At 70.5% G+C, this 23,167-nt stretch carries 20 protein-coding genes and 5 tRNA genes; 8 read left to right on the top strand and 17 right to left on the bottom strand.

Annotated features, from left to right (window positions below; genetic code table 11):
- Positions 1 to 10: 10 nt before the first annotated feature.
- From OIE49_RS25290 to OIE49_RS25280, 3 genes are all read right to left on the bottom strand, one after another.
- Entirely contained in the window at positions 11 to 1,168 is a 1,158-nt protein-coding gene (locus tag OIE49_RS25290) for a D-alanine--D-alanine ligase family protein (RefSeq protein WP_326804262.1), read from the bottom strand.
- 116 nt (positions 1,169 to 1,284) lie between these two features.
- Positions 1,285 to 2,295, bottom strand: a complete 1,011-nt coding sequence (locus OIE49_RS25285; protein ID WP_326804261.1) for an NAD(P)H-dependent glycerol-3-phosphate dehydrogenase — start codon at positions 2,293 to 2,295, stop codon at positions 1,285 to 1,287.
- Entirely contained in the window at positions 2,292 to 3,107 is an 816-nt protein-coding gene (locus OIE49_RS25280; RefSeq protein ID WP_100571767.1) for a lysophospholipid acyltransferase family protein, read from the bottom strand. The genes OIE49_RS25285 and OIE49_RS25280 overlap by 4 nt, the downstream gene beginning before the upstream one ends.
- A 187-nt stretch (positions 3,108 to 3,294) precedes the next feature.
- Between OIE49_RS25280 and cofC the strand changes: the two genes are divergently transcribed.
- Together cofC and OIE49_RS25270 are read left to right on the top strand one after the other, a co-directional pair.
- Positions 3,295 to 3,933 (top strand): 2-phospho-L-lactate guanylyltransferase, encoded by a 639-nt coding sequence (cofC, locus tag OIE49_RS25275; protein ID WP_326804260.1) that lies wholly within the window; start codon positions 3,295 to 3,297, stop codon positions 3,931 to 3,933.
- 9 nt (positions 3,934 to 3,942) lie between these two features.
- Positions 3,943 to 4,146 (top strand): hypothetical protein, encoded by a 204-nt coding sequence (locus OIE49_RS25270; RefSeq protein WP_100571769.1) that lies wholly within the window; start codon positions 3,943 to 3,945, stop codon positions 4,144 to 4,146.
- A gap of 121 nt (positions 4,147 to 4,267) precedes the next feature.
- Here OIE49_RS25270 and OIE49_RS25265 read toward each other — a convergent pair whose 3' ends face one another.
- The 4 genes from OIE49_RS25265 to leuC all read right to left on the bottom strand — a co-directional run bounded on the left by OIE49_RS25265 (position 4,268) and on the right by leuC (position 7,609).
- Positions 4,268 to 4,903, bottom strand: a complete 636-nt coding sequence (locus OIE49_RS25265) for an HU family DNA-binding protein (RefSeq protein ID WP_326804259.1) — start codon at positions 4,901 to 4,903, stop codon at positions 4,268 to 4,270.
- A 136-nt stretch (positions 4,904 to 5,039) separates the two neighbouring features.
- The gene (locus OIE49_RS25260; protein ID WP_100571771.1) at positions 5,040 to 5,270 is read right to left on the bottom strand and encodes a hypothetical protein; all 231 of its coding nucleotides are present in this window, start codon (positions 5,268 to 5,270) and stop codon (positions 5,040 to 5,042) included.
- 308 nt (positions 5,271 to 5,578) lie between these two features.
- The gene (gene leuD / locus OIE49_RS25255) at positions 5,579 to 6,172 is read right to left on the bottom strand and encodes a 3-isopropylmalate dehydratase small subunit (RefSeq protein ID WP_100571772.1); all 594 of its coding nucleotides are present in this window, start codon (positions 6,170 to 6,172) and stop codon (positions 5,579 to 5,581) included.
- A 6-nt stretch (positions 6,173 to 6,178) separates the two neighbouring features.
- Entirely contained in the window at positions 6,179 to 7,609 is a 1,431-nt protein-coding gene (gene leuC / locus OIE49_RS25250; RefSeq protein ID WP_326804258.1) for a 3-isopropylmalate dehydratase large subunit, read from the bottom strand.
- Positions 7,610 to 7,799: 190 nt separating this feature from the next.
- On the opposite strand from leuC, the gene ndgR reads away from it, so the two are divergent.
- Entirely contained in the window at positions 7,800 to 8,516 is a 717-nt protein-coding gene (gene ndgR / locus OIE49_RS25245) for an IclR family transcriptional regulator NdgR (RefSeq protein WP_100571774.1), read from the top strand.
- Positions 8,517 to 8,759: 243 nt separating this feature from the next.
- On the opposite strand, the gene OIE49_RS25240 is transcribed toward ndgR, so the two are convergent.
- The 10 genes from OIE49_RS25240 to OIE49_RS25195 all read right to left on the bottom strand — a co-directional run bounded on the left by OIE49_RS25240 (position 8,760) and on the right by OIE49_RS25195 (position 13,484).
- Complete coding sequence (locus OIE49_RS25240) at positions 8,760 to 9,218, bottom strand: DUF4188 domain-containing protein (protein ID WP_442812299.1); 459 nt, start codon at positions 9,216 to 9,218, stop codon at positions 8,760 to 8,762.
- Positions 9,219 to 9,398: 180 nt separating this feature from the next.
- A tRNA-Glu gene (locus OIE49_RS25235) sits at positions 9,399 to 9,471 on the bottom strand.
- A 28-nt stretch (positions 9,472 to 9,499) separates the two neighbouring features.
- A tRNA-Gln gene (locus OIE49_RS25230) sits at positions 9,500 to 9,571 on the bottom strand.
- Positions 9,572 to 9,591: 20 nt separating this feature from the next.
- Positions 9,592 to 9,664, bottom strand: a tRNA-Glu gene (locus tag OIE49_RS25225).
- Positions 9,665 to 9,693: 29 nt separating this feature from the next.
- Positions 9,694 to 9,766: transfer RNA gene (locus OIE49_RS25220), tRNA-Glu, on the bottom strand.
- A gap of 38 nt (positions 9,767 to 9,804) precedes the next feature.
- Positions 9,805 to 9,876, bottom strand: a tRNA-Gln gene (locus OIE49_RS25215).
- 88 nt (positions 9,877 to 9,964) lie between these two features.
- A complete protein-coding gene (locus tag OIE49_RS25210) occupies positions 9,965 to 10,699 on the bottom strand; it encodes an HAD family hydrolase (RefSeq protein WP_326804256.1) in 735 nt (244 codons plus the stop codon).
- Between the two features lie 132 nt (positions 10,700 to 10,831).
- On the bottom strand, positions 10,832 to 12,358 hold the full coding sequence (gene gltX, locus OIE49_RS25205; RefSeq protein WP_326804255.1) for a glutamate--tRNA ligase: 1,527 nt from the start codon (positions 12,356 to 12,358) through the stop codon (positions 10,832 to 10,834).
- A complete protein-coding gene (locus OIE49_RS25200; RefSeq protein ID WP_100571776.1) occupies positions 12,351 to 13,136 on the bottom strand; it encodes a fumarylacetoacetate hydrolase family protein in 786 nt (261 codons plus the stop codon). Before OIE49_RS25200 ends, gltX begins: the two co-directional genes overlap by 8 nt.
- 159 nt (positions 13,137 to 13,295) lie before the next feature.
- Entirely contained in the window at positions 13,296 to 13,484 is a 189-nt protein-coding gene (locus tag OIE49_RS25195; protein ID WP_100571777.1) for a hypothetical protein, read from the bottom strand.
- A 603-nt stretch (positions 13,485 to 14,087) separates the two neighbouring features.
- Here OIE49_RS25195 and OIE49_RS25190 point away from each other — a divergent pair.
- The 5 genes from OIE49_RS25190 (at position 14,088) to OIE49_RS25170 (ending at position 23,161) form a co-directional block, all read left to right on the top strand.
- On the top strand, positions 14,088 to 18,017 hold the full coding sequence (locus OIE49_RS25190) for a sensor histidine kinase (protein WP_326804254.1): 3,930 nt from the start codon (positions 14,088 to 14,090) through the stop codon (positions 18,015 to 18,017).
- A 9-nt stretch (positions 18,018 to 18,026) separates the two neighbouring features.
- Positions 18,027 to 18,440 (top strand): roadblock/LC7 domain-containing protein, encoded by a 414-nt coding sequence (locus OIE49_RS25185; protein WP_018544706.1) that lies wholly within the window; start codon positions 18,027 to 18,029, stop codon positions 18,438 to 18,440.
- Positions 18,441 to 18,555: 115 nt separating this feature from the next.
- Positions 18,556 to 18,954, top strand: coding sequence for a DUF742 domain-containing protein (locus OIE49_RS25180; protein ID WP_100572091.1), 399 nt, complete (start codon positions 18,556 to 18,558; stop codon positions 18,952 to 18,954).
- A complete protein-coding gene (locus OIE49_RS25175) occupies positions 18,935 to 19,510 on the top strand; it encodes a GTP-binding protein (RefSeq protein ID WP_100572092.1) in 576 nt (191 codons plus the stop codon). The genes OIE49_RS25180 and OIE49_RS25175 overlap by 20 nt, the downstream gene beginning before the upstream one ends.
- Positions 19,511 to 19,915: 405 nt before the next feature.
- Positions 19,916 to 23,161, top strand: a complete 3,246-nt coding sequence (locus tag OIE49_RS25170) for a sensor histidine kinase (RefSeq protein WP_326804253.1) — start codon at positions 19,916 to 19,918, stop codon at positions 23,159 to 23,161.
- Positions 23,162 to 23,167 lie beyond the last annotated feature (6 nt).

The following is a 23,167-nucleotide window of genomic DNA, read 5'->3' as shown; positions in this document are numbered from 1 at the left end:
GCGTACGGGGTCAGCGCAGGCCCGTGGAGCGGCGCAGTGCCGCCTGGATCAGCCGGTCCACCAGTTCCGGGTAGCTGATCCCGCTCGCCTGCCACATCTGCGGGTACATCGAGATGGGCGTGAAGCCGGGCATGGTGTTGATCTCGTTGATCACGAACTCGCCGTCCTCGGTGAGGAAGAAGTCCGCGCGGACCAGGCCCTCGCACGAGGCCGCCTCGAACGCGTCCACCGCGAGCCGCTGCACCTCGGCGGTCTCCCCGTCGGTCAGCGGAGCGGGCACGATGCCGGGCGTGGAGTCGATGTACTTGGCCTCGAAGTCGTAGTACGCGTGCGCCTCGGGCGGCGGGATCTCGGCCGGTACGGAGGCCCGCGGGCCGTCCTCGAACTCCAGCACCCCGCACTCGATCTCGCGGCCGCGCAGCGCAGCCTCCACGAGCACCTTCGGGTCGTGCCGCTGCGCCTCCTCGATCGCCTCGTCGAGGCCGGACAGGTCGTCGACCTTGGTGATGCCGATCGACGAACCGGCGCGCGCGGGCTTCACGAACAGCGGCCAGCCGTGCTCGCCGGCGAAGTCGACGATCCTCTTGCGGGCGGCGGACGGATCCTGCGCCCACTCGCGCGGCCGGATCACCACGTACGGGCCGACCTTGAGCCCGAAGGAGGTGAACACCCGCTTCATGTACTCCTTGTCCTGGCCGACGGCCGAGGCAAGCACGCCCGAGCCCACGTACGGCACGCCGGACAGCTCCAGGAGGCCCTGGAGGGTGCCGTCCTCGCCGTAGGGGCCGTGCAGCACCGGGAAGACCACGTCGACCTCGCCGAGCACCTTGGGCACCGAACCGGGCTCGCTGTAGACGACTTCGCGGTTGGACGGGTCGACGGGCAGCACCACGCCGCCCTCGGCGGAGTCGGCGAGCTCCTCGACGCTCGGGGTGCGGCCCTCGGTGATGGCCATGCGCTCCGGCTCGTCGGCGGTCAGGGCCCAGCGGCCGTCGCGGGTGATGCCGATCGGCAGGACCTCGTACTTGGTCCGGTCGATGGCACTCAGCACCGCGCCCGCGGTGACCACGGAGATCCCGTGTTCGGAGCTGCGGCCGCCGCACACGACGGCCACGCGGGGCTTGCGGGACGGCTGCTCGGGGCTCTGGGGGAGGTTCTCGCTGCTCATATCGCGATGAGAGTACCCGCTGGTATCCGTGGCGTCAGCGCCTGCCCCGGGGCCCGTCGCTCAGCGTCGCACGGACGGTCGCGCAACGTGATGCGGACGGCCGAACGGGGCGGGTTTCAGCGGCGTTCGGGCTTGGCGCTGCGCGACATCAGCTCCCTGAGGGCCACCACGGGCGGCTTGGCCTCGTGCACGATGCCGACGACGGTCTCCGTGATGGGCATGTCGACGCCGTGCCGGCGGGCCAGATCCAGCACCGACTCGCAGGACTTGACGCCCTCGGCGGTCTGCTTGGTGACCGCGATGGTCTCCTGGAGGGTCATGCCCTTGCCGAGGTTGGTACCGAAGGTGTGGTTGCGCGACAGCGGCGAGGAGCAGGTGGCCACCAGGTCGCCCAGGCCGGCGAGTCCGGAGAACGTGAGCGGGTCGGCGCCCAGGGCCATGCCGAGCCGGGTGGTCTCGGCCAGGCCGCGGGTGATGAGCGAGCCCTTGGCGTTGTCGCCGAGCCCCATGCCGTCCGCGATGCCGACGGCCAGACCGATCACGTTCTTGACGGCGCCGCCGAGTTCGCAGCCGACCACGTCGGTGTTGGTGTAGGGCCGGAAGTACGGGGTGTGGCAGACGGCCTGCAGCCGGCGGGCCACCTCCTCGTCGGTGCACGCGACCACGCCGGCGGCCGGCATGCGGGCGGCGATCTCCCGGGCCAGGTTGGGCCCGGTGACGACGGCGATGCGGTCGGCGCCCACCTTGCCGACGTCCTCGATCACCTCGCTCATCCGCATGGCCGAGCCGAGTTCGACGCCCTTCATCAGGGAGACGAGGACGGTGTCGGGGGCGAGCAGCGGCGCCCATTCGGCGAGGTTCGCCCGCATGGTCTGCGAGGGGATGGCGAGCACCGTGAAGTCGGCGTCGCGGGCGGCCTCGGCGGCGTCGGCCGTGGCCCGCAGGTTCTCCGGGAGTTCGACTCCGGGCAGGTAGTCGGGGTTGGTCCGGGTGGAGTTGACCGCGTCGGCGAGTTTGGCGCGGCGGGCCCACAGGGTCACCTCGCAACCGGCGTCGGCGAGGACCATACCGAAGGCGGTGCCCCACGATCCGGTACCGAAGACGGCCGCCTTGACCGGCTTGCTCACGCGCCCTGCCCCTCTTCCTGTACGGACTCCCGCACGTCCGGCCCGCGCTGCGCGGCCGGCACGGTCCTGCCCTGTGTCTGCACCTCGGTGCGGCGGCGCTGCTCGATCCGCTCCCGGCGGGGATCGTACGGCTCGGCGGGCGCCTTCTCCCCCCGGATCTGCTCCAGCTGGCGGGTGATGGCCGCCATGATGACCTCGGTGGCCTCCTTGAGGAGCTCCGGAGTCATCTCCTGGTCGTAGAAGCGGGAGAGGTCCACGGGCGGCCCGGCGAGCACGTGGTGGGTCTTGCGGGGCAGCAGCTCGGGCTTCTTGGCGTAGGGCGGCAGCAGTTCGTTGGCGCCCCACTGGGCGACCGGAATCACCGGGCACTTGGTCTGGAGGGCGACCCGGGCGGCGCCGGTCTTGCCCGTCATCGGCCAGCCGTCGGGGTCGCGGGTGAGAGTGCCCTCGGGATAGAAGGCGACGCACTCGCCGCGCTCCACGGCGTCGATGGCGGCGCGGAACGCGCTCAGCGCGTCCGTGCTCTCGCGGTAGACGGGGATCTGCCCGCTGCCGCGCATCGTGGCGCCCACCAATCCCTTCCTGAAAAGCCCGCTCTTCGCCAGGAATCGCGGAACGCGCCCGGTGTTGTACTGATAGTGGGCGTACGCGAAGGGGTCGACGTGCGAATTGTGGTTCACCACGGTGATAAATCCGCCGTCGGCCGGAATGTGCTCCATTCCGCGCCAGTCCCGCTTCATCAGAACCACCAGTGGCGGTTTGCAGATCGCCGCTGCGAAGCGATACCAAAAGCCGATTCTGCGGCGGGGCACGCGGACACCTTCCTCTAGGGCCTGGGGGGCCGCACAAGTGTCGCCCCAGGCCGCCTGTCTGTCGAGAACACCGTACGCCCGCACGTCACGGGGAGCGTCTTTGGAAGGGGCTCCCCGCCCCTTCCTTTCCCGGTCAGCCGGACGGTCCGGGGGACAATGAGGACCACACGAGAGGGGCGGAACGCCGGTGCAGTGGACCTTGGTCATTCCCCTGAAGCCCCTGAACCGGGCCAAGAGCAGGCTGTCGGACACCGCTGGCGACGGGGTGCGTCCCGGCTTGGCCCTGGCCTTCGCCGTGGACACCGTGGCGGCCGCGCTGGCCTGCCCGGCGGTCGCGGATGTGGCGGTCGTCACGGACGACACCGAGGCCGCGCGGGAGCTGGCGGCGCTGGGCGCCCGGATCGTCGCGGACGATCCGCGGGCCGGTCTGAACGCCGCCGTCGCGCACGGAGCGGCGGTGGTGCGGGCCGCGCGCCCCCGGACTCCGGTGGCGGCCCTGAACGCCGATCTTCCCGCGTTGCGGCCCATGGAATTGGCCCGGGTCCTGGCGGCGGCCGGACAATTCCCGCGGGCATTTCTCGCGGATTCCGCGGCCGTCGGCACGACTTTGCTGGCGGCCTCCCCCGGACATCCACTGCTCCCTTCCTTCGGTACCGATTCCCGGGCCCGTCACCGGGCGTCCGGCGCGGTGGAACTGTTCCTGGACGCGGTGGAATCCGTGCGCCAGGACGTGGACACCGGGGACGATCTGCGGGCGGCGCTGGCCCTCGGCGTGGGGCCGCGGACGGCCGCGGTGGCGGCGCGGCTGCCGGCCCGGGGGCAGTAGGCTGCCGTCATGCAGGCGACCGCATACACGTACGACCCCGAAAGCCGCAGCGGACAGGTGCTGCTGGACGACGGCACCCCGGTGTCCTTCGACGCGCCGGCGTTCGACGCGGGCGGTCTGCGGCTACTGCGGCCGGGACAACGGGTGCGGATCGAGACCGAGGGCGAGGGGAACGGCCTGCGGATCACCCTGGTGACGCTGCAGACCTTCTGAGCAGGCGGGAGGACCGTCCACCCGGCGCACGGGACCCGGAGACCGCGCCGGCGGAGTCCGAACACACCGCGGGCCGGGCTCCCTCGGGAGTCCGGCCCGGCGCGTGAGTGCCCCTGCGCCGCTACTTGCCGCGGGCGGCGGTCTTCTTGGCGGTGGTCTTGCGGGCGGTCGACTTCTTGGCGGGGGCCTTCTTGGCCGCGGCCTTCTTCGCCGGCGCCTTCTTGGCGGTGGTCTTCTTGGCGGCGGCCTTCGTGGCCGTCGTCTTCTTGGCGGCCGCCGTGGCCTTCTTGGCCGTGGTGGCCTTCTTGGCCGTGGTCTTCTTGGCCGCCGGGGCGGCCTTCTTCGCGGCCGTCTTCTTCGCGGCCGCGGTGGTCTTCTTCGCCGCGGCCTTCTTGCCGACGGCCTTGGCAATGGTGGCGGGCGGGCCGGAGAGGCTGCCCTTGGGCGCCTTCTTGACCGCGATGTCGTGCTTCGGGAGCTTCTTCGAGCCGCTCACCAGGTCCTTGAAGCCCTGGCCGGCCCGGAAGCGGGGAACGGAGGTCTTCTTGACCCGCACCCGCTCACCCGTCTGCGGGTTGCGCGCGTAACGGGCGGGACGGTCGACCTTCTCGAAGGATCCGAAGCCGGTGACCGAGACCCGGTCTCCCGCGACGACCGCGCGGACCACGGCGTCCAGTACCGCGTCCACCGCATCGGCGGCCTGCTGGCGGCCGCCCATCTTGTCGGCAATCGCTTCTACGAGCTGCGCCTTGTTCACGTCTTCCCCTTCGGAGACCTTGCCGGAACGAAAGTGTTCAAGCGTTTTCGCACGTTAGGCAGATATATACCGCAAATCAAACACGAAACGGGCTAATCACCCTTGTGCCGCAACGGACTCGACGGCCTCGGGCTGTTCAGCCTTCCTCGCCGGGGATTCGCCCCTGGTCGAGGTCTGCCATGAACCGCTCCAGACGCCTTGTCGCACCGGCGAGATCGTGCTTGGCCGCGGCCGTAATGACCAGCAGCTTCCGGGTCAGCGCCATCCGTACGCTCTCCGGGACTTGCAGTGCGCGCACCCTCTCGTGCGCTTCCTTGAGCTGGGCCGCGACCGCCGTATAGAGCTCGAGTTGGCCGTCGTTGTCCATGCACAGATTGTGCCATCTGGGGCGAGTTGTCGCCTGCGCTGGGGGGCAACTGGCGCCTGCGGCGACCATCCGGGCGACTGCGCCGGGCAGGCTCCGGAGCCTCGTCTACCCCGGCAACAACCCGTTTAACGTGGGAAGTTGAGGGCCTCGACGGCGGCGCGCCGGGTGGCACGGACGCAAAAAAGGCTGTACCCCCGATCGCCTCGATCGGGGGTACAGCCGGGTCGTACGGTGGCCGAAAGTCGACTTGCCAAGGCGCCGGAGAGGGGTTTCCGGCTCGGCGGTCGGTCATCGGCCGGGACCGGGGATCAGACCGGCAGGGTGCGCGGCTTGAAGGCCGGGCGCTTCGCCTCGTACGCGGCGATGTCGGTCTCGTTCTGGAGGGTGATGGAGATGTCGTCCAGCCCGTTCAGCAGCCGCCAGCGGGAGTTCTCGTCCAGCTCGAAGGAGGCGGTGATCCCCTCGGCGCGCACCTCGCGGGCGACCAGGTCGACGGTCACCTCGGCCTGGGGGTCCTTCTCCGTGAGCTCCCACAGGGCGTCCACGACCTTCTGGTCCAGGACCACCGTGAGCAGGCCGTTCTTCAGCGAGTTACCCCGGAAGATGTCGGCGAAGCGGGAGGAGATCACGGTCTTGAAGCCGTAGTTCTGCAGCGCCCAGACGGCGTGCTCACGGGAGGAGCCGGTACCGAAGTCGGGGCCGGCGACCAGGACCGTGGCGCCGTCGCGCTCCGGGCGGTTGAGCACGAAGTCGGGGTCCTTGCGCCAGGCCTCGAAGAGTCCGTCCTCGAATCCGTCGCGGGTGACCTTCTTGAGCCAGTGGGCGGGGATGATCTGGTCGGTGTCGACGTTGCTGCGGCGCAGCGGGACGGCCCGGCCGGTGTGGGTGGTGAAGGCTTCCATGATCTCTCAGACTCCAGCGGGCGTGGGGGCGGCGGCGTCGGACAGGTCGGCCGGGGAGGCCAGGTGGCCGAGGACCGCGGTGGCCGCGGCGACCTGCGGGGAGACCAGGTGGGTGCGGCCGCCCTTGCCCTGCCTGCCCTCGAAGTTGCGGTTGGAGGTGGAGGCGGAACGCTCGCCGGGGGCGAGCTGGTCGGGGTTCATGCCCAGGCACATCGAGCAGCCCGCGTGCCGCCATTCGGCGCCGGCCTCCTTGAAGACCACGTCCAGGCCCTCGGAGACGGCCTGGAGACCCACGCGCGCGGAGCCGGGGACGACCAGCATCCGTACGCCGTCGGCGACTTTGCGGCCCCGCACGATGCCGGCGGCGGCCCGCAGGTCCTCGATGCGGCCGTTGGTGCAGGAGCCTACGAAGACGGTGTCCACGCCGATGGAGCGCAGCGGCTGTCCGGCCTCCAACCCCATGTATTCCAGGGCCTTTTCGGCGGCCAGGCGCTCCGAAGCGTCTTCGTACGAAGCGGGGTCGGGGACGTCGGCCGAAAGCGGCGCGCCCTGGCCGGGGTTGGTGCCCCAGGTGACGAACGGGGACAGTTCGGCGGCGTCGATGACGACCTCGGCGTCGAAGACGGCGTCGTCGTCGGTGCGCAGGGTCTTCCAGTACGCGACCGCGGCGTCCCAGTCGGCGCCCTCGGGGGCGTGCGGGCGGCCCTGGAGGTAGGCGAAGGTGGTCTCGTCGGGGGCGATCATGCCCGCGCGGGCGCCGGCCTCGATCGACATGTTGCAGATGGTCATGCGGGCCTCCATCGAGAGCTTCTCGATGGCGGAGCCGCGGTACTCCAGGATGTAGCCCTGGCCGCCGCCGGTGCCGATCCTCGCGATGATCGCCAGGATCAGGTCCTTGGCCGTGACGCCCTCGGGCAGTTCGCCCTCGATGGTGATCGCCATGGTCTTCGGGCGGGCCATCGGCAGGGTCTGGGTGGCGAGCACGTGCTCGACCTGGGAGGTGCCGATGCCGAACGCCAGCGCGCCGAAGGCGCCGTGCGTGGAGGTGTGGGAGTCACCGCAGACGACGGTGGTGCCCGGCTGGGTCAGACCGAGCTGCGGTCCCACCACGTGGACGACGCCCTGCTCGACGTCGCCCAGCGGGTGCAGCCGGACCCCGAAGTCGGCGCAGTTCTTGCGCAGTGTCTCCAGCTGGACGCGGGAGACGGGGTCCGCGATGGGCTTGTCGATGTCGAGGGTCGGGGTGTTGTGATCCTCGGTCGCGATGGTCAGGTCGAGCCGGCGCACACCGCGGCCGCTCTTGCGCAGGCCGTCGAAGGCCTGGGGGCTGGTCACCTCGTGCAGCAGGTGCAGATCGATGAAGAGGAGGTCGGGCTCGCCCTCGGCGCGCCGGACGACGTGGTCGTCCCAGACCTTCTCCGCGAGTGTCCTACCCATCGCTTTCCCTCCGGCCGGACGCAAAGCGCGTCGGCCCAACTAGAGATCTTGAGGATGCGGCACCCGCGCCCCCCTTCGGGCGTCCGCCGCAGAGCCCGCCGGTCGACGCGGGCCGCTGTGACTACCAGAGTGGCGTGTTCCACGGAAAATTGAACTTGCGTTTCACAGAGTGAGACGCAAGTATCGTTGCATGGACAACAGTAGCGGCGTCGGCGTTCTGGACAAGGCAGCCCTTGTCCTGAGCGCTCTGGAGTCCGGTCCGGCCACCCTCGCGGGTCTGGTCGCGGCCACCGGACTGGCACGACCCACGGCCCACCGGCTGGCCGTGGCGCTGGAACACCACCGCATGGTGGCGCGCGACATGCAGGGCCGGTTCATCCTCGGCCCGCGCCTGGCAGAGCTGGCCGCGGCCGCGGGCGAGGACCGCCTGCTGGCCACCGCCGGGCCGGTGCTCACGCATCTGCGGGACGTGACGGGCGAGAGCGCGCAGCTCTACCGCCGCCAGGGCGACATGCGCATCTGCGTCGCCGCGGCCGAGCGCCTGTCCGGCCTCCGGGACACGGTCCCGGTCGGCTCCACGCTCACGATGAAGGCGGGCTCCTCGGCGCAGGTTCTGATGGCCTGGGAGGAGCCGGAGCGGCTCCACCGCGGCCTCCAGGGCGCCCGCTTCACGGCGACGGCCCTGTCGGGCGTACGGCGCCGGGGCTGGGCCCAGTCGATCGGCGAGCGCGAGCCGGGCGTCGCGTCCGTCTCCGCGCCGGTGCGCGGCCCCTCCAACCGCGTGGTGGCCGCCGTCTCGGTCTCCGGACCCATCGAGCGCCTCACCCGCCACCCCGGGCGCATGCACGCCCAGGCGGTCATCGACTCCGCCGCACGCCTGTCCGAGGCCCTGCGCCGCTCCGGCTGACCCCCGCGCCCCGCAGGGCCGGCCTCAACGCCGCGGCAGGCCCCGCGCACGGGACACCGACACCCACATCTGACCACCCGACCCCGGTCGAGCGACGCTCGGCCGGGGTCGGGCCGTTGTCCACCTCCCTGTGCGCCACGGCGCCGCGGACACAGACGTCACAGACGCCACACACATGGACTGGGGACACAGCACACTCCGTCCCCACGAACCACGGGCACCGCGAAGGCGGCACCGGGTCGGTCAGGAGAGGCGCAGCCTGGCCGCCGCCCGGTCTCCGCGGCGGGCCACCGGGACCACGTCCGTGGCCTTGGCGAGTCCGGTGGGCGGCATGTTCATGTAGATGGCCTCGTGGGCGCCGGCCGGGACCACGTAGGTCTCGTGCCAGAAGCCGACCTTGCCCCTTCCCTCGCGCAGCCGGCGGTTGAACGCGGACCAGGCCGGGCGGTGGCTCCGGTCGGGCGCGGCGGCGTAGGCGAGAAGCTTCTCCTTGGACTCCCAGTACTGCACGACGTGCACCTCGCGCGGTCCTGCCAGCAGTTGCCTGGCTCCGAGGAGTCCGCCGTCACGGTCGCGGTGGAGTTCCGCGAGCATCGGCCCCATCGCCTTGACCACCGGCCACCAACTACGCACCGCGGCGAAGCTGTTGATGCGCACCCCGATATGGAAGACGACCACCTCGCTCTCGTGCCCTGCGGTCATGCGCCCCTCGATCGGCTGGACACCCATCCCGTTCCCCCATCCCCTCGCACCTGGTCAGGCACAGACAGCGTCATGGATAGCCCCGCTACCCATACTTGGATAGTGGCACTCTCCATGTGCGGCGCGCAAGGGAAACACGCAAAAGGGCCCTCCCCTAAGGGAGGGCCCTTCCGAAATGCGTACCCCCGACCGGATTCGAACCGGCGCTACCGCCTTGAGAGGGCGGCGTGCTAGGCCGCTACACAACGGGGGCGTGGACACTGCGTTTCCGCAGGCCCGAGCTGGTCTACCTGGACTCGAACCAAGACTAACTGAACCAGAATCAGTCGTGCTGCCAATTACACCATAGACCAATGATGGTTTAGACCAGTCGTACCCCCGACCGGATTCGAACCGGCGCTACCGCCTTGAGAGGGCGGCGTGCTAGGCCGCTACACAACGGGGGCCTTGATCCCTGGAAAGCTCCTGAGATCCGTACCCCCGACCGGATTCGAACCGGCGCTACCGCCTTGAGAGGGCGGCGTGCTAGGCCGCTACACAACGGGGGCCTGCGGATGAGATCCGCGATGCAGATGAGCTCTGCGAGCTGGCCTACCTGGACTCGAACCAAGACTAACTGAACCAGAATCAGTCGTGCTGCCAATTACACCATAGGCCACTGGAAGGAAAGATCCCGTCGGGATCCTCTTCTAGTGTTGCATCCGCGGCTCCGAACCTTCGGTCCGCCCCGCGGCGCAGGAAGAACATTACCTGAAGGTGGACGGGGCTCCAAAACGAGTATCGGCGCGGAGGATCGCGGGCAGTTCGGCGAGCGAGGCGATCCGGCGCCAACCGGCGCCGTCCCGGCCGCCGGCGTGCACGCCGGCGCGGTCGATCCAGACCGACAGCAGCCCGGCCTCGGCGGCGCCCCGCGCGTCGATGTCCGGATGGTCGCCGACGTAGGCCACTTCGTGCGGGCCGAGTTCCAGCGCCTCGCAGGCCGCGTGGAACGCCCGCGGCTCCGGCTTGGACACACCGAGTTCCGCGGCGCACAGCACGGTCTCGAAGCGGTCGCGCACGCCGAGGGCGCGCAGCTTGCGTTCCTGGACGTGGATGCTGGAGTTGGACAGCACGGCGTGCCGGTGGCTGGCGGCGAGCGCGTCGAGGACGGGCAGCACGTCCGGGAAGAGCGCCCAGGCGGCCTCGTAGTGCCCCAGGTAGCGCGCGAACCACGCGTCGCTCTCGGCGTCGGCCAGCTCCGGCCGGGCGAGGAAGACCCGCACCCGGTCCCGCCGCTGCTCCTCGAAGGTCGCCTCCCCCGCCGAGAACCGCGCCCACTGCGCGTCGGTGGTCCGCCGCCAGTGCGCCAGGGCGTCCTCCACCGTCGCGTACCGGTCGAGCAGTCCCTCGGCGGCCAGGTGCAGGCGCATACCGGCGCGGTCGGCGGTGGTGTAGTCGAAGAGCGTGTCGTCGACGTCCCAGAGCACGGCTTTGATCGACATGACACCGACGGTACGCCAAGGCGGGCGGGGTTCCGGAGGCCTTCGCGCACCAGGCACCACCTGCCCGCGGCCGTCCTCATATGACAGGGCGGCAGCCGAGTCGACTGCCGCCCAGTGCGTGTCACACGGTGCTTATACGGACGCGAGCCTGGTGAGCGCCGCGTCGATCCGTGCCAGCGTCTTCTCCTTGCCCAGGACCTCCAGGGACTCGAAGAGGGGCAGGCCGACCGTGCGGCCCGTGACGGCGACGCGGACCGGGGCCTGGGCCTTGCCGAGCTTGAGGCCGTGGGCCTCGCCGGCGGTCAGGACGGCCTCCTTCAGGGAGTCGGGGGAGGACCAGTCGGCCGACTCCAGCTTCTCCCGGGCGGTGCGGAGCAGGGCGTCGGAGCCCTCCTTCATCGCCTTGGTCCAGCTCGGCTCGTCGAAGACCGGCTCGGGCAGGAACAGGAAGTCCACGTTGTCCGTGATCTCGGACAGGACCTTCAGACGCGTCTGCGCCTGCGGGGCGATCGCCTGCCACTTGGCCTCGTCGAAGTCCTCCGGCGCCCACGGCGCGACGGGGGCCTTGAGCCAGGGGGCGCAGCGCTCGGTGAAGTCCTTCACATCGAGCAGGCGGATGTGGTCGGCGTTGATCGCCTCGCACTTCTTCAGGTCGAAGCGGGCCGGGTTGGGGTTCACGTCCGCGATGTCGAAGGCCGCGACCATCTCCTCGACGGAGAAGATGTCCCGGTCGGCCGAGAGCGACCAGCCCAGCAGCGAGAGGTAGTTGAGCAGGCCCTCGGGCAGGAAGCCGCGCTCGCGGTAGAGGTTCAGCGACGACTGCGGGTCGCGCTTGGAGAGCTTCTTGTTGCCCTCGCCCATCACGTACGGCAGGTGGCCGAAGGCCGGGATGTCCTTGGCGACGCCCAGTTCGATCAGCGCCTTGTACAGGGCGATCTGCCGCGGGGTGGAGGAGAGCAGGTCCTCGCCGCGCAGGATGTGGGTGATCTCCATGAGCGCGTCGTCGACCGGGTTGACCAGGGTGTACAGCGGGGCGCCGTTGGCGCGGACGATGCCGTAGTCCGGGACGTTCTCCGGGAGGTACGTGATCTCGCCGCGGACCAGGTCCGTGAAGGTGATCGTCTCGTCGGGCATCCGGAAGCGGACGATCGGCGCCCGGCCCTGTGCCTTGTACTCCTCGACCTGCGCGGTGCTCAGGTCGCGGCAGTGGCCGTCGTAGCCGGACGGCTTGCCGGCCGCGCGGGCGGCCTCGCGGCGGCTGTCCAGCTCCTCCTGCGAGCAGTAGCAGTGGTAGGCGTGGCCGGCGTCGAGCAGCTTGCGGGCGACGTCGGCGTAGATGTCCATGCGCTGCGACTGCCGGTACGGCGCGTGCGGGCCGCCGACCTCGGGGCCCTCGTCCCAGTCGAAGCCCAGCCAGCGCATCGCGTCGAGGAGCTGGTTGTAGGACTCCTCGGAGTCGCGGGCCGCGTCGGTGTCCTCGATGCGGAAGACCAGCGTGCCCTGGTGGTGCCGGGCGAACGCCCAGTTGAACAGGGCGGTGCGGACCAGGCCCACGTGGGGGTTACCGGTGGGGGACGGGCAGAAACGGACGCGTGGGGGTACCCCCTGTCCGAGCGGAGCCGAGGACTTGGGGGAAGGAGAGCCGGGTGCGCTAGCCACGCTTGACAACCTTGTTGGTGAGAGTGCCGATGCCTTCGATGGTGACGGCGACCTCGTCGCCGACGTTGAGGGGGCCGACCCCTGCCGGGGTGCCCGTGAGGATCACGTCGCCGGGGAGCAGCGTCATGGCCTCGGAGATGTTGACGATCAGATCCTCGATCGGGTGGATCATCTCGCTGGTGCGGCCGAGCTGCCGCTGCTCGCCGTTGACGGTGAGCTGGATGGTCAGGTCGGCCGCGGCGGTGAGGTCGATGTCCGTCTCCACCCAGGGGCCGAGCGGGCAGGAGGTGTCGAAGCCCTTGGCCCTGGCCCACTGCTTCTCGCGCCGCTGCACGTCGCGGGCGGTGACGTCGTTGGCGCAGGTGTAGCCGAGGATCACGTCCTTGACGCGCTCGCGCGGGACCTCGCGGCACATGCGGCCGATGACCACGGCCAGCTCGGCCTCGTGGTGCAGCTCCTGGGAGAAGGAGGGGTACTGGATCGGGTCGCCGGGGCCGATCACCGAGGTGGACGGCTTGAAGAAGGCGAACGGGGCGTCGGGCACCTCGTTGCCGAGCTCGCGTGCGTGCTCGGCGTAGTTGCGGCCGAAGGCGACGACCTTGTTGGGGAGCACCGGCGGCAGCAGCCGTACCTTGCTCAGCGGCACCCGGGTGCCGGAGAGCTCGAAGTCCGCGAACGGGATGCCCTTGATGATGTCGAGGACGAGTTCGTCCGGCTTGTCGCCCTCGACCGCGCCGAAGGCGACGTTCCCGTCGATGGAGAACCTGGCGATGCGCACGGGTTGCTTGGCCCCTTGACTGAAACGGCTGGAGTCTGACGCTCCAGGCTAACGCGGCCGGGCCCCGGACCTCGCGCGATTACGGCGTGCGGGGCATGAGAGCGGGGTGTCCCGCGCTCGGGACGCCCCGTGGCCCTTCGTCCGTGTCCGGACCGCGTGCTACTCCGCGGCGACGGCCGCGACGGGTGCCTCCATGAGAATGGTGCGCCGGGGGTTGGCGGTCTGCTCGGGAAGGGAGACGGAGTGCTCCGGCTGCTCCGGCGTCTGCAACGTCTCGGTTCCCTCGAGGTGCGTCAGCGTCGTGCGCCGGGGGTTGGCTATGTTGCGGAACATCATCGTCGTCTTCACGGTTGTACGAGACCTTGTCGTCTACGGGCACCGGGAGGGCCGCATGACCCCACATTCGGGCGCCGGTTGTCGGATTTGCCATCCCTGTAAAGCGTCAGGCTAAACATTCAATTCCCGGCCGAAGGCGTGAAGAGCCCGTGATGCCGGTGTGAGTTTGCTCACGAAGCCATGGACAATCCGGGCGATTCGCAGACGCGCCCGTGATTGCCGAATCGGACATTGACCCACTGAAGCCATCATTCCGCTCCCGATCATGCCGACCAGGACACCTGAAGTGACTCACAGGTAGGTAGCGAAATGTCCCCTATACGGGAGATCACTTTCCACGGCAGGTAATCCGTCACTCACGCGCTGTCACGGAGGTCACAGCCTGGCCCACATGCCTTGTTGGAGATCCGCCACTGTGCTGGAATGCCACGGACCGCCGCAGGATCGAGCCGGCGCGCAGGGGGCGCAACGCAGCGCCGAGTGGCGGTGAGAAGGGGGAGCCAGCGCCGGTCACTCACGACCATCAGGGAAGTGCGTCTCAGGGCTCTTCCCACAACGCCGACACCGTCCTTCCGTTCGCGCGGGGGGACGCCTGGTCCAGAGGTTGCGACGCTAGTGCAGGGACGTTTCAAGAGGGATGGCAGCGCTTCGGCGGAGCCGGAGCCGCACGGCGGGACTGGCCCCATGGCCGTCAGCTCCTCGCCCCAGCACGCCCAGAATCCGGCTTCGGGCGGCGACGGCGCGGAGCGAACCGGACGCTCGGGCACGACCGGCCCGGCCGGTGCGCCGGCGTCGGGCCCGGCCTCGGCGGCCACGCAGTCCGGGAACCAGACTCCGGTGGGCACCGGTTCGCGCATGGCACTGCGCAACTGGCGCATCTCCACCCGTCTGGTGGCGCTGCTCACGCTGCCCGTGGCGGCCGCCACCACGCTCGGTGGGCTGCGTATCAGCGAGAGCATGGACGACATCCAGCAGCTCGACAACATGAAGCTGCTGACGGTCATGACCAAGCAGGCCACCGAACTGGCCGCCGCGCTCCAGGAGGAGCGCGACCAGTCCGCGGGCCCGCTGACCAACCCCTCGCCCGCGAGCGCCATCACCATCCAGGGCTACCGGGACCGTACCGACCGCGCCCGCTCCAACTTCCTGACCGCGTCCGAGGAGATCGACGCCGCCAGCAAGGGCGGCAACCTCCTCGGTGTCCGCGACACCCTGGTCGGCCTGGCCAGTGACCTCAACGGCCTCGGCAAGATCCGCAAGGACGCGTACCAGTCCAAGGAGAACTCGGCCCGCACGGTCGAGAGCTACCACCGGCTCATCACCGAGCTGCTCGCCCTCTCCCAGGACATGGCCGAGGCGACCAGCAACCCGCAGATGATCCAGCGGACGCGTGCCCTGTCCGCCTTCTCCTCCGCCAAGGAGTACGCGTCCGTCCAGCGCGCCGTCATCGCCGCCGCCCTGCCGGCCAACAACATCAACGTCGGCAATCTCTCGGACAACGACCGCCTCTACGCCCAGCAGGCGCTGGAGAGTCAGACCTCCGACCTCAACAGCTTCCGCAACATCTACGGGGAGGGCTCCGAGGAGCTCATCAAGCCCATCTCGGAGGGCAACCCGACGATTCTGTCCGCGGACACCTACGCCAAGCGCGTCCTGGACAACCCCGACGGCGTCAAGGCGGCCAACAAGCGCTCCTACCGCGACTGGGTGGACGACAGCTCGACCAAGATCGAGCAGATGAAGAAGATCGAGCACACGCTGCTCGAGGAGATGGAGCAGAAGGCCCGCGAGCTGCGCAGCGCCACCGAGTACGACGCCATCGTCTCCGGTGTGCTGATCCTGCTCGTCCTCGGCGTGTCGCTGGTCGGCGCCTTCGTCGTGGCCCGCTCCATGATCCGCTCGCTGCACCGGCTCCAGGAGACGGCCACCAGGGTCGCCCAGGAACGCCTGCCCGAGCTGGTCCGCCAGCTCTCGGAGACCGACCCGCAGGACGTCGACACGTCCGTGGAGTCGGTCGGTGTGCACTCCCGGGACGAGATCGGCCAGGTGGCCACGGCCTTCGACGAGGTGCACCGCGAGGCGGTCCGTCTCGCCGCCGAGCAGGCCCTGCTGCGGGGCAACGTCAACGCGATGTTCACCAACCTCTCGCGCCGCTCCCAGGGTCTGATCCAGCGCCAGCTCTCGCTGATCTCCGAACTCGAGTCCCGCGAGGCCGACCCGGACCAGCTGTCCTCGCTGTTCAAGCTCGACCACCTCGCCACGCGCATGCGCCGTAACGGTGAGAACCTCCTCGTCCTCGCCGGTGAGGAGCCCGGCCGCCGCTGGACCCGTCCGGTCCCGCTGGTCGACGTGCTCCGCGCCGCCGCGTCCGAGGTGGAGCAGTACGAGCGCATCGAACTGGCCTCGGTGCCCGGCACCGAGGTCGCCGGCCGCGTGGTCAACGACCTCGTGCACCTGCTGGCCGAGCTGCTGGAGAACGCCACCTCGTTCTCCTCCCCGCAGACCAAGGTCAAGGTCACCGGTCACGCGCTGCCGGACGGCCGGGTACTGATCGAGATCCACGACACCGGTATCGGTCTGTCCCCGGAGGACCTGGCCGCGATCAACGAGCGGCTCGCCGCGCCGCCCACCGTGGACGTCTCGGTCTCCCGCCGCATGGGTCTGTTCGTGGTCGGTCGTCTGTCCCAGCGTCACGGCATCCGCATCCAGCTGCGCCCCTCCGACTCCGGTGGTACGACGGCTCTCGTCATGCTGCCCGTCGATGTCGCCCAGGGCGGCAAGAAGCCGGGCGGGGGCAAGCCCGGCGGTCCGGGCGCGGGCGGTCCGGCCGCCGCGGCTGCCGCCGCCGGTGCCGCCGCGGCCCGCCGTCAGGGCGGTCAGCAGGGCGGTGGAGCGCTGGGCGCGGGCGGTCAGCAGGGCGGGGCGGGCCGGCTCGGTGCCGGAGCCGCTCCGCGCGGACAGGTCGGTGGCGGCCAGGGCCCGCGGGCCGCGCTGCCCGGCGCCGGCCGCCAGGGCGGAGCGCGCGGACAGCAGGGTCCGGGGCAGCCGCAGCAGGGCCGTCCGGGCGCGTCGGGCATGGCGGGCGCCTTCGGCCAGGCGCCCGGCGGGCCGCAGGGCCAGCAGGGTCCCGGCGCGGGCGGTCAGCAGGGCTTCGGCGACGGCCGGCACCCGGGTGCCCAGCAGCAGTCGCAGGGCTTCGGCGACGGACGCCGTCAGGACGCCTTCGGCGGCGCGCGCGGCGGTGTTCCCCCGCAGCGCGGGAACGGCGGCGAGCCCGGCCGACAGCCTCAACTGCCGCCGCGCGGCGGCCCGCGTGCCGAGCTGCCGGGCGGCAACGGGCCGTCCCATACGCAGGGTTGGGCCGACGAGAACGCTCAGCACCGGGCCGCTCTGGACGCACCGCGCGGCCACGACGAGCAGGACCCGGCGCAGACCTCGCAGATGCCGCGGATCGACGACCGGCAGGGACCCGGCGCGACGGCCGAGATACCCCGCTTCGACGAGCGGCAGGGCCCGGGCTCCGCCGCGGACACCTCGGCGTTCCCCCGCCCCGACTTCGACGCGCCGCAGCAGGGCACGGACGGCTCCCAGAACACGGGCCAGTTCGTCCGCTCGGACGTCTACGGTCAGTCCGGGCAGCACAACCCGGCCGACACGGGCCGGTTCGCGGCCCAGCAGGGCTACGACAACGGCAACACGGGCCAGTTCCCCGCACAGCAGCAGTACGACAACGGCTCCACCGGCCAGTTCGCGGCCCAGCAGGGCTACGACAACGGCAACACGGGCCAGTTCCCCGCACAGCAGCAGTACGACAACGGCTCCACCGGGCAGTTCGCCGCACAGCAGCAGTACGACAACGGTTCCACGGGCCAGTTCGCACAGCCCGGCCACGACAACGCCGCACCCGGCCGGAACGCCCACCCGGGTGGTCCCGCCGACTTCGGCGGGCTGCGCGGCCCGGCCGCCCAGCGGCCGCAGCAGCGCCCCGCCCGCCCGGAGCCGGGCAACCAGGGTGCCCCGCAGCAGCAGCGGCCGGACGACGCCTGGGCCCTGCCGCCGGCCCCGGGTCCCGGCGACGGCCGTACGCCGCTGTTCGACACCCTGGAGACCAACTGGTTCCACGGTGAACAGCGGCAGCAGCAGGGCGGCGAAGCGGCTCCCGCTCCGGCGGCTCCCCAGCAGCCGCAGCAGCCTCAGCGGCCGCAGCCGCAACAGCCGCAGACTCCTGCGGCCCCCCAGCGTCCCGCCGCCTCCGCCTGGCGCACCTCGCCGAACGACGAACTCGTACGGCAGGCCGAACGTGTCAGGCAGCCGGCTGCGGGCGGAGTCACCACCTCCGGCCTGCCGCGCCGGGTGCCCCGGGCCAATCTCGTCCCGGGCACGGCTCAGCAGCAACAGCACCAGAGCGGTCCGCAGGTCTCGCGTGCGCCTGACGACGTACGCGGCCGGCTGACCAATCTCCGTCGGGGCATCGCACAGGGCCGTCAGGCCGGTAACGGTCAGACGGGCAGTTTCCCCAGCCCCACTCACCAGCAGGAGCGTTAGTTGAGCCCGATGAGCCAGGCGGCACAGAACCTCAACTGGTTGATCACCAACTTCGTGGACAACACCCCCGGGGTGTCCCACACCGTCGTGGTGTCCGCCGACGGACTCCTACTGGCGATGTCCGAAGGTTTTCCCCGGGACCGCGCCGACCAGCTCGCGGCCGTCGCCTCGGGTCTCACCTCGCTGACCGCCGGGGCCTCCCGGATCTTCGAGGGCGGCAGTGTGTCGCAGACGGTCGTCGAGATGGAGCGCGGCTTCCTCTTCCTGATGTCCGTGTCGGACGGGTCGTCCCTGGCGGTCCTGGCCCACCCCGAGTGCGACATCGGCCTCGTCGGCTACGAGATGGCGCTGCTCGTCGACCGCGCGGGGGCGGTCCTGACGCCAGATCTGCGCGCCGAACTACAGGGCAGTCTGCTGCACTGACCGGCTCCGGCACCATCCAACTCACCAAATCACCGTCCGGCCGCCACAATCCCCCCACCGGCCCCGTCAGACGGCTTGACTGACCGACTTGCTGTCCCGCCCGCCCGGAGGATTCATGACCCCGCCCCCCGCCTCTCATGATCCGTACGCTGAGCCGTACGGGGATGAGGGCGACCAGCCGCTGGTACGTCCCTATGCGATGACCGGCGGCCGGACCCGGCCGCGCTACCAGCTCGCCATCGAGGCGCTGATCAGCACCACGGCCGACCCGGCAGCGCTGATGGGACTGCTCCCGGAGCACCAGCGGATCTGCCATCTGTGCCGCGAGGTGAAATCCGTGGCGGAGGTCTCGGCGCTTCTGTCCATGCCGCTCGGTGTGGCCAGGATCCTTGTCGCGGACCTTGCTGAGGCCGGCCTGGTGGCCATCCACCAGCCGGGCGGGGACGAGAACAACGGTGGCGCACCGGCTGTGACGCTGCTCGAAAGGGTGCTCAGTGGACTTCGCAAGCTCTGACGGGGGTCGGGCGACCACCTCCGCCAAGATCGTGGTGGCGGGCGGCTTCGGCGTGGGCAAAACCACGTTCGTCGGCGCCGTCTCGGAGATCAACCCGCTGCGCACGGAGGCCGTGATGACGTCCGCTTCGGCGGGCATCGACGACCTCACCCACACCGGGGACAAGACCACCACCACGGTGGCCATGGACTTCGGCCGCATCACACTCGACCAGGACCTGATCCTCTACCTGTTCGGCACCCCCGGCCAGGACCGCTTCTGGTTCATGTGGGACGACCTCGTCCGCGGCGCCATCGGCGCCATCGTCCTCGTCGACACCCGCAGGCTCGCCGACTGCTTCCCCGCCGTCGACTACTTCGAGAACAGCGGACTGCCCTTCGTCATCGCCCTCAACGGCTTCGACGGACAGCAGCCCTACAACCCCGACGAAGTCCGCGAAGCCCTCCAGATCGGCCCCGACGCCCCCATCATCACCACCGACGCCCGCCACCGCGCCGACGCCAAATCCGCCCTCATCACCCTGGTGGAACACGCCCTCATGGCCCGGCTGCGGTGACAGGGGCCTAGATACAGCCCCCAAGTCGGGAGCGCCATACGGCAGTTGTCGTAGACACACCGGGGCCGGCCGGGTCCATTGACACGGTCGGCCCCGGTGTTCATAACGTTTCGGCAGAGGAATCGCGTGGTATGGCCACGCGTCGCGCACATGCGATGCCGCTGTGCGCACAACCCCCCGGACTTTTGCGGCGGCTAGTTGTTTATGACCGATTTATGTGGGACGTGCGTCACGCGGAACCACCCGTTTCCGCTGTTTGGAAGTGCGCATGTCGACGTGCTGGAATGCCTGAACTACCCCATGGCCACAGACGTACTCACCGGTAGTGGTCCGTCGATGGCGGACAAGGTTCTGAGACACAGCGGCACGACCTAGGTGCCGACCCGCCGAGAGGTTGTTGGTCGAGTGAGGCGAAGCAAGAACGGCCCCGAGCCGTCGGCCCGGGGCAATTTCACCCCGCCGCCGCGTGCTGCGGCGCCCGCGCACGTGCCCGGTTCGCAACCGACGGCGGCGGCCACCGCGAGCGGCGGCCGCTTCTCCCCGCGCAACTGGCGGGTGCGGACCCGGCTGAACGCGATCCTGCTCCTGCCCGTTCTGGTCGGCCTCGTCATGGGCGGCTTCCAGGTCAACAGCTCCATCAACACCTGGCAGGACGCCCAGGACGCCGAGCACACCGCCCGCCTGGTGCAGGCCTCGCTGGGCTACGCCGACGCCCTCTACCACGAGCGCGATGTCAGCGCGGCCCCCCTGCTCCAGGGCAAGGGCCAGGACGACCCGGACGTCACCGAGGCCCGCCGGCAGACCGACAAGGCGGCCGGCGTCTTCAACGAGGCCGCGCAGTCCATGCCGCACAAGGCCGGTCTTGAGCGCCGGCTCAAGCTGTTCCGCGACACCGAGCCCGAGCTGCAGAAGCTGCGGGCCGCGGCGTTCACCTCCAAGCTGCCCGGCGCGCAGACCGAGGAGGCCTACGTCAAGGTCGCCCACCCGCTGATGGAGTTCGCCAACGAACTCGGCCTGGGCACCGGCAACATCACCTCCTACGGCCGTACCGTCTACGCCATCTCGCTGACCAAGGCCGCGCTCTCCCTGGAGCGCTCGCTCGGCATGCACCTGCTGATCAAGCCCGGCCCGGACGCCACGGACCTGGCCAGTCAGCGCGTCGCCCTGTCGTCCTACGCCTACCTGGAGGGCATCGCCGTCGAGGAGTACATCGGCGGTGGCACCCAGGAGGACGCGGACAAGCTGGACGCGCTGAAGAAGGAGATCCAGGACAAGGCCGCGGCGATGGCCGAGCAGGCCAAGGCCAAGGACCCGAACTACGTGGCCCCGCCCCAGGACCCGACCCGGATGGTCACCGCGCTGGCCACGCTGAGCAGCACGGACCCGGCGGCGCGCACGGCCCTGGCGCAGCAGGGCATCACGCCCGAGAACTGGTGGGCCGTCAACACCCTCAAGTTCGACGCCTACCGCCAGATCGAGTCGGACATGGCCGACACCGCGGTGAACGAGGCCGCCGCGATCGCCGACAACGCCAAGAAGTCGACGTTCATCACCGGCGCGATCGTCGTGGTCGCCCTGCTCGCCGCGTTCATCCTGGCCGGTCTGGTGGCCCGCCAGATGAGCCGCTCCATGCGCCGGCTGCGCAACGCCGCCTTCGGTATCGCCGAGCAGCGCCTGCCGATGCTGGTCGACCAGCTCTCGCGCACCGACCCCGGCCGTGTCGACACCCGGGTCGCGCCGATCCCGATCACCTCGACCGACGAGATCGGCGAAGTCGCCCGCGCCTTCGACCAGGTGCACCGCGAGGCCGTCCGGCTCGCCTCCGAACAGGCCCTGCTGCGGGGCAACATCAACGCGATCTTCACCAACCTCTCGCGACGCAACCAGTCGCTGATCGAGGGTCAGCTGACACTGATCACCGACCTGGAGAACCACGAGGCAGACCCCGACCAGTTGGAGAACCTCTTCCGCCTGGACCACCTGGCGACCCGTATGCGCCGCAACGGCGAGAACCTCCTGGTCCTCGCCGGCGAGGAGCCCGGCCGCCGCTGGGACCAGCCGGTCCCGCTGGTCGACGTGCTGCGCGCCGCCTCCTCCGAGGTGGAGCAGTACGAGCGCGTCGAGCTGTCCGGCGTGCCCGAGGCCGAGATCCACGGCCGCGCGGTGACCGACCTCGTGCACCTGCTGGCCGAGCTGCTGGAGAACGCCACCACGTTCTCCTCGCCGCAGACCAAGGTCCGGGTCACCGCGACCCGGCTGCCCGACGGCCGGGTCATGATCGAGATCCACGACAAGGGCATCGGCCTGACCGCCGAGGACTTCGCGGACATCAACCACAAGCTGGCCAACCCGCCCACCGTGGACGCGGCGATCTCCCAGCGCATGGGCCTGTTCGTGGTCGGCCGCCTCGCCGACCGGCACGGCGTCCGCGTGCAGCTGCGCCCCTCCGGCGAGCAGGCCGGCACCACCTCGCTGGTCATGCTGCCGGACGCGATCACCCACGGCGGTGGCGGCGAGCAGGCGCTGGACCGCGACGACTTCACCGTCTCGCAGATCATCCCCGAGCAGGGGTTGCAGGGCGAGGACTTCGGCGCTTCCCAGCCGATGCGCACCGCCGCGGAGCTCGGCTTCGACGACAGCCGCTACACCGACGCCTCCGACGACTCCCGGGAACTGGACCCCGTCGGCCGCTCCCTCAAGCGCGAGGAGCGCCGCGCCGCCCTGGAGGCCCAGACGCACGACGGGACGGCGGGCCCGGAGACGGCCGAGCCCTCCGGGTACCCCGACGAGCACACCGGTCAGCAGCCGCTGTACGACACCGGCCAGGCTCCCTTCCCGGAGCAGGGCGGGTACGACCAGCAGACGCCGTACGAGGAACCGCAGCACACGGCGTACGACCAGCAGCAGGCGGCCTACGACGAGCAGGGCCGGCCGGCGTACGACGAGGGGTACTACGCGCCGGACGCCGGCCTGCCGCAGGGCGATGCCTACTCGTCCAACGGCGGCTACCCCGGCCCCGGCTATGCGGAAGCCGGACAGCAGGAGCACACGTCCGCGCACGCCGCGGCGCCGGAGACGTACGCCGGCTTCCAGGAGCAGTCCTACCAGGACGGCTGGCCGCAGCAGGCCGGGTACCAGAACGGCCACCCGGACGAGTACGCTCCGGAAGCGGAATCCGCGCAGGCCGCTGACGCGGGCGCGGCGGACCGCGTAGGCTTCGACCGTCCGGGACCGGCCCCTTCCGCCGCCCACGAGCTGACCGACGCCGGGCTGCCCCGTCGGGGACCCGTCGCGAGCGGTTCGAACGGCGCGGGGCCCGTGGACCAGGAAGCTCCGAACGGCGACGGCTGGCATTCAGCGAACGACAAACGCTGGCAGCAGGCTTCGCAGGTTCGCAAGCCCAAGGCAGGCGGGGTGACCTCCTCCGGACTGCCACGGCGCGTGCCCAAGGCCAACCTGGTCGAGGGCACCGCGGAATCAACCCCGCAGGGAGGCCCACAGGTCTCCCGCGCCCCCGAGGACATCCGGGGCAGGCTGAGCAACCTGCGCCAGGGCGTCCAACGAGGACGCAGTGCAGGAATTGACAAGAACGGTCAGGCCACAAGAAATGAACCCAGTGGTCCTGACAGCACCTACAACCAGGAGCGTTAGTGTGAG

The sequence above is a fragment of the Streptomyces sp. NBC_01788 genome (genome assembly GCF_035917575.1).
Classification (GTDB): domain Bacteria; phylum Actinomycetota; class Actinomycetes; order Streptomycetales; family Streptomycetaceae; genus Streptomyces.
The sequence above is the reverse complement of the archived record's forward strand: the minus strand, read 5'-3'. Positions and strand labels throughout refer to the sequence as shown.

What these genes read in the sequence shown, in the direction of transcription:
- OIE49_RS25210 (WP_326804256.1), bottom strand. Translation starts at nt 10,699, where the DNA reads ATGTCGATCAAAGCCGTGCTCTGGGACGTCGACGACACGCTCTTCGAC.
- OIE49_RS25180 (WP_100572091.1), top strand. Translation starts at nt 18,556, where the DNA reads ATGACCCCGCCCCCCGCCTCTCATGATCCGTACGCTGAGCCGTACGGG.
- OIE49_RS25270 (WP_100571769.1), top strand. Translation starts at nt 3,943, where the DNA reads ATGCAGGCGACCGCATACACGTACGACCCCGAAAGCCGCAGCGGACAG.
- leuC (WP_326804258.1), bottom strand. Translation starts at nt 7,609, where the DNA reads ATGGGTAGGACACTCGCGGAGAAGGTCTGGGACGACCACGTCGTCCGG.
- ndgR (WP_100571774.1), top strand. Translation starts at nt 7,800, where the DNA reads ATGGACAACAGTAGCGGCGTCGGCGTTCTGGACAAGGCAGCCCTTGTC.
- OIE49_RS25260 (WP_100571771.1), bottom strand. Translation starts at nt 5,270, where the DNA reads ATGGACAACGACGGCCAACTCGAGCTCTATACGGCGGTCGCGGCCCAG.
- leuD (WP_100571772.1), bottom strand. Translation starts at nt 6,172, where the DNA reads ATGGAAGCCTTCACCACCCACACCGGCCGGGCCGTCCCGCTGCGCCGC.
- OIE49_RS25290 (WP_326804262.1), bottom strand. Translation starts at nt 1,168, where the DNA reads ATGAGCAGCGAGAACCTCCCCCAGAGCCCCGAGCAGCCGTCCCGCAAG.
- OIE49_RS25240 (WP_442812299.1), bottom strand. Translation starts at nt 9,218, where the DNA reads ATGACCGCAGGGCACGAGAGCGAGGTGGTCGTCTTCCATATCGGGGTG.
- OIE49_RS25185 (WP_018544706.1), top strand. Translation starts at nt 18,027, where the DNA reads ATGAGCCAGGCGGCACAGAACCTCAACTGGTTGATCACCAACTTCGTG.